This window comes from Rahnella variigena (assembly GCF_003610915.1).
Taxonomy (GTDB): Bacteria; Pseudomonadota; Gammaproteobacteria; order Enterobacterales; family Enterobacteriaceae; genus Rahnella; species Rahnella variigena.
Genome location: NZ_NSDJ01000001.1, coordinates 2801702 through 2815830 on the forward strand (window position 1 = coordinate 2801702; position 14129 = coordinate 2815830).

Genomic DNA, 14129 nt, shown 5'->3' on the forward strand with positions numbered 1-14129 from the left:
ATGCGCCGCCTGGTGATGTTGCTGCTGGGAACACTGAGTCTGTCTGCGATGGCCGCGACAGGCTCATGGTCTGACACCCGCCACGGCGTCACGCTGCAAAATCGTGGCGTGATGATGTCCTCGGCGGCACTGGCTGCGACCCGCACCGCGCCGGTCAGACAGCAGGTTTCAGCGACCATCACCAGTGTCAGCTGGAAGGTTGAGCTTTTAGGCGCAAGACCGGCGGGCTTGCAGGTGCAGTTGTGTAATACGCAAAATCACTGCGTGATGCTGGATGCTGAAGGCGGAATGACGAAATCCTTTTATGGTCAGGCCGCTATTTCTCCGCTGAGATTCGTGTATTTCGTGCCCGGTTCCGGTGCGCTGAATACGCCGCTGCGGGTGGTGAGCAATCAGGTGATCGTTAACTATCAGTAAAGCAGGGCGCATTGCGGTGCGCCACATATCCCGTTCGTACAATCCTCCATTCCCGGTTCTGTTTTCTTAATCCTGCGTCTTAATCTATTTTCCTGAAATACATAGCGTTATTTCATGGTTCTGGCGGTGCCGCCGACACTCTACACTCGAAAAAATTGCTTTTTTCACCTGTGGAGTATGACCTCAATGAAAGTCCGTGTTCCTTCCCTGTTATTTTTGCTCATGATGGCGGTTACCCGCGTGGACGCCGCAACGCCTGCGGATACGCTGGTGGTAGCCGGTTCGCTCGAAGGTATTATCAGCCTGGATCCGGCTGAAAGTTTTGAAACGGTCAGCTCCGGCAATCTGGTCAATCTGTATCAGCAACTGGTGGCGTCTGACCGTCAGCATCCTGATAAGCTGGATCCTGATGCTGCCGCCAGCTGGCAGCCGGGGCCGGACGGACACAGCCTGATCTTTACCCTTAAGCCCGGCCAGAAATTTGCCAGCGGTAATCCGCTGACGGCAGACGACGTGATTTACTCGTTTACCCGCGTGGTCAAACTCAATAAAAGCCCGTCATTTATTTTGGGGGAACTGGGCTGGACGCCGGAGAACGTCGACGGCAATCTGAAAAAACTGAGCGACGATAAAGTGCAGCTCAGCTGGCCTGCCGATATCGGCAGCGGGTTAGTGCTGAGTATCTTATCCGCGCCTGTCGCCGGTATCGTGGACAGTAAACTGCTGAAAGAACATGCCGAACAGAACGATTTCGGCAACAGCTGGCTGCGTTCGCGTTCAGCAGGCAGCGGTCCGTTTGAGGTGCGTAACTATGTGCCTCATGAGGCGTTAATCCTGAAGCGAAATCAGAATGCGAAGCCTTTAGCTAAACTGGAAAACGTGCTGTTTAAAAACGTCGGCGACCCGTCCACCCGCCGGTTGCTGGTGCTGAACGGAGATGCGGACGTCGCGTATGATCTGGGTGCAGACCAGTTCAGCTCGCTGCAAAAAGAGAAGGGCGTGCATGTCGCGCAGTTCCCGGCGGCGAAAGTGTTCTATCTGGCGTTTAACGTCGGCGATACCACACAACCAGCGCTGGCAAATCCGGCATTGTGGGAAGCCGCCCGCTGGCTGGTGGATTATCAGGGGATTTCGACTGACCTGCTCAAAGGCCAGTACGGTATTCATCAGACCTTCCTGCCAGACGGTCTGGCCGGTGCCATTGATGACCAGCCATTCAAATATGATGTGGCGAAAGCCAAAGCCATTCTCAGCAAAGGCGGTATCGCGCCGGGCACTAAAATAGATCTAATCGTCATTAACCAGCCGCCATATTCTGATATCGCGCAGGCATTGCAGGCCAGTTTTGCCAAAGCCGACATCAATTTAGTGGTACATCCGCTGGTAGAAAGCGACGTGCTGACCCGTATGCGGGCGCACAAATTCCAGTCCATCTTCACCTACTGGGGCGCGGATTATCTCGATCCGAACACCAATGCCAGCACCTTTGCGTATAACGTGCCGGATGGCCCGAAAACGCTGGCTCAGCGTATTCAGTGGGTGATCCCGGAAATCAGCAAACAGACACGCGCTGCTGCGGCAGAATCTGACCCGGAAAAACGCAAAGCGCTGTATGCCGATTTACAGCGTGAGCTGCAAAAAAGTTCACCGTTCGTGGTGGCGTTGCAGAGCAAATTGCTGGTGGCAATCCGTGACAACGTGAAGGGCGCGAGTCAGAACGTGGCGGGCAGTCAGCTGTATCTTGATACGGTGAGCAAGGAGTAAATATCCGGTTATCTGTTACTGTTTCATTGGATATTTTACCGGTCGGACTGATCGAGCGCCTTTCGGTTTACACCATTACCGGCTGGCAAATCGCACCGGAACAGGGCTCAGAACGCAGTTGCGGTACTAAAAAATCGTGCTCCTGCCGCAATAATCAGCGGAAGGAGCACGTCAGTTTTTCCTGATGTTTACCCGTGGTTAGCCGATGGTCATCAGGCTGGCATTCCCGCCCGCCGCCGCCGTGTTCACGCTTAATGAACGCTCATGCAGCAGACGTTCCAGCAGGATGTTGTCTTCCCCACGCGCAAAACCCTGTACCGAGATAATCGGCCCGGAACGCTGGGCGATGGTCTGGCACAGTTCGCGCAGCTGATCGGCGTCACCGTGATAAACCACCGCATCAAACACCAGCGCGTCGTTCTGCCAGTCTTTGGTGAAATCAACGCGTTCCTGCACGGCTTTCGGCAGAGTATTGAACAGGTCGCGTTGCAGCGGCGCATCCGGCCACAGAATGCGGCAACCGGTAGCTGTTACTGCTGCGAGCTGGGTCAGCGCATCTTCCTGATTATCGGCCAGCGCCAGAACACGTTCACGCGGCAGCAATGCGTAAGTGTTGCGTTCGCCGGTCGGCCCCGGCAGGGTGCGCAATGTGCCGCCCTGACTGGTGTGCGCGAACCGCTCGCAAACTGCCACTAACTCCTCGCAGTGTTTCTGCTCCGTTGCCCATTGTTGCAGGGCACGGTGCGGTGCCAGCAACGCTTCACGTACGGACGTATCCAGCGGCAGCTCTCTGTCCTGACGCAGCAACGTTTGCTGCACGGCATCCTGCGGACGGCTGCTCAGCAGGCGATACAGATACAGCGGCCCCCCGGCTTTCGGGCCGGTGCCCGACAATCCTTCGCCACCGAACGGCTGCACGCCAACCACTGCGCCGACCATATTGCGGTTCACGTACATATTGCCGACGTGCGCCTGCTGCGTGACACGATGAATGGTTTCATCGATGCGGGTATGAATACCCAGCGTCAGGCCGTAACCGGCCGCATTAATCTGACCGATCAGCTTATCCAGATCCTGACGGGCATAACGCACCACGTGCAGTACCGGTCCGAAAATTTCTTTCTTCATCTCATCGAAACTTTCCAGCTCGATAAGCGTAGGTTTCACAAAGGTGCCGTGCGGCCATTCCTGCTGATCGGCGGCAAATTCCTGCGCCGCCTGATACACGGTGCGGCCTTTGGCGCGCATCGCATCGATGTGTTTTTCGATACCCGCTTTGGCTTCGGCGTCGATCACCGGCCCGATATCGGTACACAGACGTTCCGGATTACCCATGCGGCATTCCGCCATCGCACCGCGCAGCATTTGCAGCGTGTGATCGGCTACGTCGTCCTGAATACACAATACGCGCAGGGCGGAACAACGCTGACCGGCACTGTCGAATGCCGAGGCAACCACATCCGTCACCACCTGTTCGGTCAGTGCGGAGGAGTCGACAATCATTGCATTCAGACCACCAGTTTCGGCGATAAGCGGCGTCGGACGCCCCTGCGGATCAAGACGACCGGCAATGTTGCGTTGCAGGATACCTGCGACATCTGTCGAGCCGGTAAACAGCACGCCGCGCACGCGTTCGTCATTCACCAGTTGCGAACCGACGGTTTCACCCTGACCCGGCAGCAGTTGCAGTACGCCAGCCGGAACCCCGGCTTCATGCAGAATGCCCACGGCTAATGCAGCAATCAGCGGCGTCTGTTCCGCCGGTTTCGCCAGCACGCTGTTACCGGCAGCAAGTGCCGCCGCAATCTGACCGGTGAAAATGGCCAGCGGGAAGTTCCACGGGCTGATACACACGACGGGGCCCAGCGGACGGTGGGTGTCGTTAGCGAAATCTTCACGGATCTGACCGGCGTAATAATGCAGGAAGTCCACGGCTTCACGAACTTCGGCGATGGCGTTATTAAAGGTCTTTCCGGCCTCACGCACCAGTACGCCTAGCAGGTTTTGCAGCTGAGCTTCCATCAGTTCTGCACCGCGTTGCAGGATTGCGGCACGCTCTTCGGGAGGCGTCGCAAACCAGATGGCACCGGCGGCAGCAGAAGCGTCCAGCGCACGGCTGATTTCGGCCTCCGTTGCTTCGCGCACGTACCCGACGATGTCGCTGTTTTGCGCCGGGTTGCGCACCGGCAGGAACTCGCCGTCGTCAGTTTGTGCATCAATAATCGGCTGGGCTTTTACCGGATGGCTGGCGCTTTGCAGCAGGGCGCTGGAAAGGGAAGCCAGACGGTGCTCGCTGGACATATCCAGACCGGCGGAATTCACGCGTGCTGTACCATAAGAACTGCCGTAAAGATTACGCGGCAGGGGAATACGCGGGTGCGGCAATCCGACCTGACCTTCGCTGGCGGCCAGCGCTTCAACGGCCAGCACCGGATCGGCAACCAGTTCTTCAATCGGCAATGTGGCATCGGCGATACGGTTAACGAATGAAGTATTCGCGCCATTTTCCAGCAGACGACGCACCAGATAGGCCAGCAGCGTTTCATGTGTGCCGACCGGCGCATAAATACGGCAAGGGCGGTTCAGTTTGCCCTCGGAAATCTTACCCACAACCTGCTCGTACAGGGGTTCACCCATGCCGTGCAGGCACTGGAATTCATACTGACCCGGATAATAGTTGTTACCCGCCAGCTGATAAATAGCCGCCACGGTGTGGGCGTTGTGCGTCGCAAACTGCGGATAAATCAGGTTTGGCACCGCCAGCAATTTACGGGCGCAGGCCAGATAAGAAACGTCGGTGTAAACCTTGCGGGTATAGACCGGATAATCTTCCAGACCTTCAACCTGCGCACGCTTGATTTCGCTGTCCCAGTACGCGCCTTTAACCAGACGGATCATCAGGCGACGACGGCTGCGCTGCGCCAGATTGGTCAGATAATCAATCACCATCGGGCAACGTTTCTGGTAAGCCTGGATCACAAAGCCGATGCCGTTCCAGCCCGCCAGCTCCGGTTCGAAGCAGAGTTTTTCCAGCAGGTCGAGGGAGATTTCCAGACGGTCTGCTTCTTCGGCGTCAATGTTAATGCCGATGTCGTAACTGCGCGCCAGCAAGGTCAGGGAAAGCAGGCGCGGGTATAACTCGTCCATCACACGTTCGTACTGCGCGCGGCTGTAACGCGGATGCAGGGCGGAAAGTTTGATGGAAATTCCGGGGCCTTCATAAATGCCGCGACCGTTAGATGCTTTACCGATGGCATTAATGGCCTGCTGATAAGACTGTAAATACGCCTGCGCATCTTTTTCCGTCAGCGCGGCTTCACCCAGCATATCGTAGGAATAACGGAAGCCTTTCTCTTCGTGTTTGCGCGCGTTCGCCAGCGCTTCAGCGATGGTTTCACCGGTCACGAACTGTTCGCCCATCAGACGCATCGCCATATCCACGCCTTTGCGGATCAGCGGCTCACCACTTTTACCGATAATGCGGTTGAGGGATGTCGACAGGCTGGCTTCGTTATGTGTCGCCACCAGTTTACCGGTGAACAGCAAACCCCAGGTGGCGGCGTTGACGAACAGCGACGGGCTGCGGCCCAGATGAGAATGCCAGTTGCCATTGCTGATTTTGTCGCGGATTAACGCGTCACGCGTTGGTTTGTCCGGAATACGCAATAAGGCTTCGGCGAGACACATCAGCGCCACGCCTTCCTGAGAAGACAGGGAGAATTCCTGCAACAGGCTTTGCACCATCCCGGCGCGACCGTTTGCACTCTTCTGGTTACGCAGTTTTGTGGCGATGTCGGCGGCCAGTTTCAGCGCAGCGTCGCCAAGCGGGGCAGGTAAACGGGCCTGCTCCAGCAGCATAGAAACCGCTTCAGGCTCGGGACGACGATAGGCGGCGGTAATGGCGGAACGGCTGACCGACTGCGGTAAAATCTGCTCGGCAAAATCAAGGAACGGCTGATGCGTTTCCTGAACCGCCGGTAAGGCAGCCTCGTCGCTTTCGCCGGCAGTTGCGCCGTTCAGCGCCGGGATCTCCGGCAAAGCATCACCATTTTCCAGACGTTCCAGATAAGAAAAAATCGACTGCTTAATCAGCCAGTGCGGCGTGCGGTCAATTTTAAGCGCCGCCTCTTTTAGCCTGTCGCGTGTGCTCTCGTCCAGCTTCACGCCCATCGTTGTCATACCCATGCGCAACCACTCCATATGAAAAGGTTCAGGTGAATTCATTATCTTTATGGCAAGCAATATCTTCTATGTTGCAACCTTGTGCAACCCTGTTAATGCACGAAGTATGCCTGATGTGATTTATTTGGCATTTTTAACAAAATGCGGCGTCTGGAAAAGCCTGTCTGACTGATATTACGCTAAACAGAAGGGGTGCAGCAGGTGCAACTTACGCAGTTGCAACGTGCAACCCGGATACAAAATAACTGTGATGGAGAGTGAATTTTAAGTATCGAAATTGTTAAAACAATTGAAAAGTCGTTGCCGCTGAACCAGTATCCGGCACGACAGGATTTTTGAATAACAACCCTACTTAAGACGCTGACTAATGACGCGTAACGATAAAAATATGGAGAGTAATGCTGAAACCTTTGCCGGTTTCAGCCATCATCTCGCCCCGGCAGGCTTTTGACCGTCTTTCCTAAGAAAGGCGTCAGGACAGACAGGTGCCGGACAACATCGCAAATAAGAAGAAAGTGGAGAATGGAATGACAATGAACACACCGATGCTGGTGACGTTTTGTGTTTATATTTTCGGGATGATTTTGATAGGACTCATCGCGTATTTACGAACCAAAAACTTTGATGATTATATTCTGGGTGGACGCAGTTTAGGCAGCGTGGTGACCGCGCTTTCAGCCGGTGCTTCTGATATGAGCGGCTGGCTGTTAATGGGGTTACCGGGCGCGATTTTTATTTCCGGAATTTCCGAAAGCTGGATTGCGATTGGTCTGACGATCGGCGCGTATCTGAACTGGAAACTGGTGGCGGGGCGCTTACGTGTGCATACCGAAGCCAACAATAACGCACTGACGCTGCCGGATTACTTCACCCACCGTTTTGAAGATTCCAGCAAGCTGCTGCGTATTATCTCGGCAATCGTGATTTTGGTGTTCTTCACCATTTATTGCGCTTCCGGCATCGTGGCCGGTGCGCGTCTGTTTGAAAGCACCTTTGGCATGACGTATCAGACGGCGCTGTGGGCCGGTGCGGCAGCGACCATCATTTATACCTTTATCGGCGGTTTTCTGGCGGTCAGCTGGACAGATACCGTGCAGGCCAGCCTGATGATTTTCGCGCTGATCCTCACGCCGGTGATCGTTATCCTCGCCGTGGGCGGTATTGATACCTCAATGATGGTTATCAAGGCCAAAAACCCTGAGTACACCGATATGTTTAAAGGCATGAATCTGGTGGCGATTTTGTCACTGCTGGGCTGGGGGCTGGGCTATTTTGGTCAGCCGCACATTCTGGCGCGTTTCATGGCCGCCGATTCTCATCACACTATCCGCAGCGCACGTCGCATCAGTATGACCTGGATGATCTTTTGTCTGGCCGGCACTATCGCAGTGGGCTTCTTCGGGATTGCATACTTCAGCAATAATCCGGGTGAAGCGGGCAACGTGACCCAAAATGGTGAGCGCGTGTTCATCGAACTGGCGAAAATCCTGTTCAACCCGTGGATCGCCGGTATTTTGCTGTCCGCCATTCTGGCTGCGGTGATGAGTACCCTGAGCTGCCAGCTGCTGGTGTGTTCCAGTGCGATCACAGAAGACTTGTACAAAGCGTTCCTGCGTAAAGGCGCGAGTCAGCGTGAACTGGTCTGGATTGGTCGTCTGATGGTGCTGGTGGTTGCGCTGGTAGCGATTGCGCTGGCAGCCAATCCTGAAAACCGGGTGCTGGGTCTGGTGAGTTACGCGTGGGCTGGTTTCGGTGCGGCGTTTGGTCCGGTTATCCTGATTTCGGTGATGTGGAAACGTATGACGCGTAACGGCGCACTCGCGGGCATGATCGTCGGTGCGGTCACGGTTATCTTGTGGAAACAATATGGCTGGACTGAACTGTACGAAATCATTCCGGGCTTTATCTTTGCTTCGCTGGCAATCTGGATTGTCAGCCTGATGGGACGCAAACCTTCTGCTGCGGTGGAAGAGCGTTTCACGACGGCGGAAGCAGAATACAACACCATTTAACACGCGGCCTTTATAGCCGTAACACATTTTGCCGTAACGATTTTTTAGCCGTTACAACAATGCCGAACGGGGTCGTCTGACCCCGTTTATCAGACTCTCCCGCCACACTTCTCATCACGCTTCTCATCACGTGTTTCATCAGACGTTTCATTAAAGAAAATCCCGCTCTGTCATTTCATGCGCATTTCCACGGACGCCTGCAAAAAAGGGTCGGTTACCTCTTGTATTTCTTTTGGCAAGAATGATAATCACTATCGTTTCTTTTTACTTTTCTTTACAGAGCCCTTACAGTTTTTGCCGATTCATGGGGTCAGGAGTTATCGCTATGTTCGTTCCGTTTCTCATTATGTTTCGCGAAGGGCTGGAAGCGGCGCTGATTGTCAGCCTGATCGCCAGCTATTTAAAACGGACGCAACGCGGGCAGTGGCTCGGTGTGGTCTGGATTGGCGTGTTCGTTGCTGCGGCGTTATGTCTGGCGCTGGGGCTGTTCATCAACGCCACCACCGGTGAATTTCCGCAAAAGCAGCAGGAAATATTTGAAGGCATCGTCGCCGTGGTCGCGGTATGCATTCTGACTTACATGGTGTTCTGGATGCGCAAAGTGTCGCGTTCCATCAAGGTGCATCTGGAAGGCGCAATTGATAATGCGCTCAGTTCCGGGCGCGGGCAGGGCTGGGCGCTGGTGGCTATGGTGTTCTTTGCCGTCGCGCGTGAAGGCCTGGAATCGGTGTTTTTCCTGCTGGCGGCTTTCCAGCAAGACGTGGGAATAGCTGCACCCATCGGCGCCATGCTCGGGCTGGGCGCGGCAATCGTGCTGGGTTTCCTCATCTACTACGGCGGTGTGAAACTGCATCTGGCAAAATTTTTCAAATGGACCAGCCTGTTTATCCTCTTCGTTGCGGCCGGTCTGGCGGCAGGTGCGATCCGCGCATTCCACGAAGCGGGATTGTGGAACGGTTTACAGGACATTGCGTTTGATTTGAGTAATACGCTCTCCACGCATTCCCTGTTCGGCACCTTGCTGGAAGGGATGTTTGGTTATCAGGAAGCGCCAAGTGTGAGCGAAGTGCTGGTCTATTTCCTGTACCTGATCCCGGCGCTGTTCTTCTTTTTCATGCCTCAGGGAAAATCCTCTGTGGCCGCCCCGGCCTCTGCCGGGCAAAAAACACAACGTTGATTTCATCCACTTCTCATCACCTTGCCTTTGCCATGGAGTTGTACATGCCACATTTTCGCCGTAAAGCTTTACAGATTGCACTGCTGTCTCTGCCGGCTTTTGCGCTGAGCGCAAACGTACTGGCAGCCGACGTTCGTCAGGTCAAAATTACTGTCAACGATAAACAGTGTGAACCGATGGCGCTGAGCGTCCCGGCCGGTAAAACACAGTTTGTTATCCACAACGACAGCCAGAAGAACCTGGAATGGGAAATTCTGAAAGGCGTGATGGTGGTGGAAGAGCGTGAAAACGTCGCGCCGGGCTTCACTCAGAAAATGACCGCCAATCTGGAGCCGGGCGAATATGACATGACCTGCGGCCTGCTGAGCAATCCGAAGGGCAAACTGACCGTGACCGCAGAAGGCGCGGCGGCTTCCGCTAAACCGGACGCGATGGCGCTGGTCGGGCCGATTGCAGAATATAAAGTGTATGTGACTCAGCAGGTTGGCGAACTGGTTTCCCACACCAAAGCGTTCACCGATGCTATTAAGAAAGGCGACCTGGCGAAAGCGCAGTCTCTTTACGCATCGACCCGCGTTTACTATGAGCGCATCGAGCCCATCGCGGAATTGTTCTCAGATCTGGACGGCAGCATTGATGCCCGTGAAGACGATTTCGAGAAAAAAGCGGAAGATCCAAACTTCACCGGTTTCCACCGTCTGGAGAAAATCCTCTTCGCAGATAAAACCACTAAAGGCGCGGAGCCTTTTGCTGACAAGCTGTATACCGACACGGTTGATCTGCAAAAACGTATCACTGACCTGACCTTCCCGCCTAGTAAAGTGGTCGGCGGTGCAGCAGGGCTTATCGAAGAAGTGGCAGCCAGCAAAATCAGCGGTGAAGAAGACCGTTACAGCCGCACCGACCTGTGGGATTTCCGCGCTAACCTCGACGGCGCGCAGAAAATCGTAAACCTGCTGCGTCCGCTGCTGGAAAAAGCCGACAAGCCGCTGCTGGATAAAATCGACGCAAACTTCAAAACTGTCGATTCTCTGCTGGATAAATACAAAACCAAAGACGGTTACGAGAACTACGAAAAACTATCCGATGCCGACCGTAACGCCATGAAAGGCCCGATCACCACGCTGGCTGAAGATCTGGCTAAACTGCGCGGTGTGCTTGGTTTAGATTGATACTCTTAAGCTCCCTCCCCTGCGAAGGGGAGGGTTGGGGTGGGGTATTAAAGTAAAATTCAGCGGCTAAAGTGTGCCTAACCCCCAGTTTTGTTATTAATACCCCCTCCCAACCTCCCCCTTCGCAGGGGGAGGAGCGTTACACCGAGGCATAGCAATGAGTCACAAAAACAATAATCAGGACGACGTTTCTTCTTCACGCCGCAGCTTGTTAAAAGGCGTGGGATTGTTAGGCGGGGCATTTGCCCTGGGCGGTGCAGCGACTGCGCAGGCTGAGAAAGCACCCGGAGCAAAAAAAGAGTTCACGCCAGGCACCGTTTCCCCCGACGAACGCTGGGGCAAGCAACCGTATTATGGCGAACATCAGGCGGGAATTTTAACGCCGCAGCAGGCCTCGATGATGCTGGTGTCCTTTGACGTGCTGGCCACCAACAAAGCTGATCTGGAGCGTTTATTCCGTCTGCTGGATTCCCGTTTTGCATTTCTGACTACCGGTGGCACCGCGCCGTCACTGGATCCGAAATTCCCGCCGATGGATTCCGGAGTGATGGGCGCTGAAATTTATCCCGATAACCTGACCATGACATTGTCCGTCGGCGAATCACTGTTTGATGAACGTTTCGGACTGGCGCCGCATAAGCCGCTGAAATTAAGCCGCATGACGCGTTTTCCGAATGATTCCCTTGATGCGAAACTGTGTCACGGTGACCTGTCATTGCAAATCTGCGCCAACAACAGCGATACCGTGGTTCACGCATTGCGCGACATCATTAAATACACGCCGGATTTGCTCAGCGTGCGCTGGCGTCGTGACGGCTTTATCTCTTCTCATGCCGCGCGCAGTCAGGGCAAAGAGACGCCGATTAACCTGCTGGGCTTTAAAGACGGCACGGCCAATCCGGATTCCAGAGACAAGCCGCTGATGGATAAAGCCATCTGGGTGACGCCAGATCAGGCAGAGCCAGCCTGGACAACGGGTGGCAGCTATCAGGTGACACGTCTGATCCCGTTCAAAGTGGAATTCTGGGACCGCACGCCGTTGCAGGAACAGCAATCCATTTTTGGTCGCCATAAAGCCACCGGCGCGCCACTGGGCATGGAAAAAGAGCACGATGTGCCCGATTACACCCAAGACCCGGAAGGCAAAGTGATCCCGCTGGACGCGCATATCAGGCTGGCTAATCCGCGCACTAAAGAAACCGACGACAATCTGATGCTGCGTCGTGGTTACAGCTATTCGCTGGGCGTGACCAATTCCGGCCAGCTGGAAATGGGGCTGATTTTTGTCTGTTATCAGCATGATCTGGAAAAAGGCTTCCTGACGGTGCAAAAACGCCTGAACGGTGAAGCGCTGGAAGAATACATCCGCCCGAATGGCGGCGGCTTTTTCTTCACGCTGCCGGGCAATAAAGATGAAAGTCACTACCTCGGACAATCTTTGATCGAAGCATAATTGAGCTCCTCCCGCTGCGAAGGGGGAGGAACTCAATCCTGAAATGCTTTTTACGGCTGGTTACGCAATTCACGACCTGTTAATACTCCGCTTAATTCCTGAAAATCTCAGTAATGTCATGATGATAAATCGCGTAAATGATTTATCACGATGCCAGTTCTGAGATTGCTATGACCATCAACCATTCCCGCAGAAAACTGCTGATTTTCGGTATAGGACTGTCGCTGACGGCGCCGCGGCTTTACGCTGCGCAAAAGGCGGTACGTATTACCATGACGTCGGATGCCAGTCAGATCCACGTTGAATTACCCGCAGCCGATAAGCGTTGTCGCGTGTTTACGCTTAGCGCGCCGGAGCGGGTGGTGATCGACATGCCGGTGACGTCTTTTCCCCCAGAACTGGAACATGCGCTGACCGTGGTGCGGCAGAAATTCCCGTGGGTGGCAGAAGGGCGTCTTGCCCATTTCAGCCCGGACGTGGCGCGTATTGTTTTGCAGGTGAAGGGTAAACCAGTGATTACGCGCAGTACGGAGAATGGCGTGCTGAAAGTCTCGATCACTGAACAGAATGCCGCGCAGAATTTGCCGCAGACAATCCCAGTCACCACCACCACGCCGCGCGCTGAGAAACCGCTGCTGGTGATGATCGATCCCGGTCACGGCGGTAAGGATCCGGGTGCGATCGGCAATGAAGGCACTTACGAAAAACACGTGGTGTTGCACATCGCCAGACGGTTGCAAACGTTGCTGGATAAACAGTACGGTATTCATGCAGTGCTGACGCGTCAGGACGACGTGTTTATCCCGTTGTATCACCGCGTCAGTCTGGCGCATCAGCACCAGGCGGACCTGTTTATTTCCATCCACGCCGACGGGTTTACTAACGATCAGGTGTCGGGCGCGTCGGTTTTTGCCCTGTCAGAGCACGGAGCAGGCAGCGCGATGGCGCGGTATTTATCACAAAGTGAAAACAGTGCAGACGTGCTGTACGACAACGATTTTAAGACCGACGATCAATATCTTAAAGAAACGCTGTTTGATCTCGACCAGCACGAAACCATTCATCGCAGCATGAATTTTGGCACGCATCTGGCGGCGAATATCGTCAAAGTCCATCACATGCACAGCCCGCATCCGGAGCAGGCAGGTTTTGCGGTTTTAAAATCTCCACGCATTCCCTCGGTGCTGGTGGAGACCTCGTTCATCACCAATAAACAGGAAGAAAAACTGCTCGGCGAACCGGTCTTTCAGGAGAAAATGGCCCGTGCGCTGGCAGATGGCATTAACAGTTACTTCATCAATGAAAAGAAAAACAATCTGCTGAGCTGAGTAAAATTCAGCGTGCTTGCGGAGGATCTGAAAAGGACCGCGTGATCCTATTGACGCCAGCCACAAACTTTTTTACATTTTGGTAACGCAAATATTTCAGCTGTCATTATACTGAAATTATAAAGCGATAGTTTTTAAGATGTACAAGACAGGTTTTCACAAGGTGTACGGCAGGTGCCGTTAATAACACTGCGGGGAGCGCGAATGGTAAAGTCCATGTTTGGGCTGGTGAATGAAAATAACATGCTTCACTGCCTGACTCGTTGTTGTCGCTTAAATGCAAACGAGGGCAAGGCCACCGTCTCTCCAATATTGACGTCATCATTTTCAGTTTATTCCTGCCGCTTTTTACAACAATCATCATCCACGCAACCTCAACCCTGTTCTTTAAATGACCCCTCAATTGTTGATAAAAATGATGTGAATATCACTGGCTTTTATCCTGGATATCTCATTTTATGGGTCAGCGGTTTGTCATTATTGACGACATTGGCAATGCCTCCTCGTGAACAGAAAACAACCAGGAGATTATTATCCAATCGCTTTGGTTTATTTTCCTCTTCACGTTATTCATTGGCTCTACTTGGTCTAAAAGGAGACCAAAACCTCATTTGTTAGTGAAAC

General features: G+C 53.9%; 9 protein-coding genes. 8 read left to right on the plus strand and 1 reads right to left on the minus strand.

The features are described from left to right. Positions 1-417: a flagellar protein FlhE gene (locus CKQ54_RS13105; protein WP_120162749.1), complete on the plus strand. Its 417-nt coding sequence runs from the start codon at positions 1-3 to the stop codon at positions 415-417. A 186-nt stretch (positions 418-603) separates the two neighbouring features. Further along, complete coding sequence (locus CKQ54_RS13110) at positions 604-2181, plus strand: ABC transporter substrate-binding protein (protein WP_120162750.1); 1578 nt, start codon at positions 604-606, stop codon at positions 2179-2181. Between the two features lie 198 nt (positions 2182-2379). Here the strand turns inward: CKQ54_RS13110 and putA are convergent, their stop codons facing one another. Next, complete coding sequence (putA, locus tag CKQ54_RS13115; protein WP_120162751.1) at positions 2380-6366, minus strand: trifunctional transcriptional regulator/proline dehydrogenase/L-glutamate gamma-semialdehyde dehydrogenase; 3987 nt, start codon at positions 6364-6366, stop codon at positions 2380-2382. Positions 6367-6890: 524 nt separating this feature from the next. On the opposite strand from putA, the gene putP reads away from it, so the two are divergent. From putP to CKQ54_RS13145, 6 genes are all read left to right on the plus strand, one after another. Then, positions 6891-8375: a sodium/proline symporter PutP gene (putP, locus tag CKQ54_RS13120; RefSeq protein WP_120162752.1), complete on the plus strand. Its 1485-nt coding sequence runs from the start codon at positions 6891-6893 to the stop codon at positions 8373-8375. A 325-nt stretch (positions 8376-8700) separates the two neighbouring features. Then, complete coding sequence (gene efeU, locus CKQ54_RS13125) at positions 8701-9552, plus strand: iron uptake transporter permease EfeU (RefSeq protein WP_120162753.1); 852 nt, start codon at positions 8701-8703, stop codon at positions 9550-9552. 44 nt (positions 9553-9596) lie between these two features. Continuing rightward, a complete protein-coding gene (gene efeO, locus CKQ54_RS13130) occupies positions 9597-10724 on the plus strand; it encodes an iron uptake system protein EfeO (RefSeq protein ID WP_165353144.1) in 1128 nt (375 codons plus the stop codon). Between the two features lie 157 nt (positions 10725-10881). Beyond that, positions 10882-12177: an iron uptake transporter deferrochelatase/peroxidase subunit gene (gene efeB, locus CKQ54_RS13135; RefSeq protein ID WP_120163466.1), complete on the plus strand. Its 1296-nt coding sequence runs from the start codon at positions 10882-10884 to the stop codon at positions 12175-12177. A 272-nt stretch (positions 12178-12449) separates the two neighbouring features. Beyond that, on the plus strand, positions 12450-13505 hold the full coding sequence (locus CKQ54_RS13140) for an N-acetylmuramoyl-L-alanine amidase (RefSeq protein WP_279630528.1): 1056 nt from the start codon (positions 12450-12452) through the stop codon (positions 13503-13505). Between the two features lie 204 nt (positions 13506-13709). Further along, on the plus strand, positions 13710-14123 hold the full coding sequence (locus CKQ54_RS13145) for a hypothetical protein (RefSeq protein ID WP_120163465.1): 414 nt from the start codon (positions 13710-13712) through the stop codon (positions 14121-14123). Positions 14124-14129: the final 6 nt, after the last annotated feature.

What these genes read in the sequence shown, in the direction of transcription:
- CKQ54_RS13105 (WP_120162749.1), top strand. Translation starts at nt 1, where the DNA reads ATGCGCCGCCTGGTGATGTTGCTGCTGGGAACACTGAGTCTGTCTGCG.
- CKQ54_RS13110 (WP_120162750.1), top strand. Translation starts at nt 604, where the DNA reads ATGAAAGTCCGTGTTCCTTCCCTGTTATTTTTGCTCATGATGGCGGTT.
- putA (WP_120162751.1), bottom strand. Translation starts at nt 6,366, where the DNA reads ATGGGTATGACAACGATGGGCGTGAAGCTGGACGAGAGCACACGCGAC.
- putP (WP_120162752.1), top strand. Translation starts at nt 6,891, where the DNA reads ATGACAATGAACACACCGATGCTGGTGACGTTTTGTGTTTATATTTTC.
- efeU (WP_120162753.1), top strand. Translation starts at nt 8,701, where the DNA reads ATGTTCGTTCCGTTTCTCATTATGTTTCGCGAAGGGCTGGAAGCGGCG.
- efeO (WP_165353144.1), top strand. Translation starts at nt 9,597, where the DNA reads ATGCCACATTTTCGCCGTAAAGCTTTACAGATTGCACTGCTGTCTCTG.
- efeB (WP_120163466.1), top strand. Translation starts at nt 10,882, where the DNA reads ATGAGTCACAAAAACAATAATCAGGACGACGTTTCTTCTTCACGCCGC.
- CKQ54_RS13140 (WP_279630528.1), top strand. Translation starts at nt 12,450, where the DNA reads ATGACGTCGGATGCCAGTCAGATCCACGTTGAATTACCCGCAGCCGAT.
- CKQ54_RS13145 (WP_120163465.1), top strand. Translation starts at nt 13,710, where the DNA reads ATGGTAAAGTCCATGTTTGGGCTGGTGAATGAAAATAACATGCTTCAC.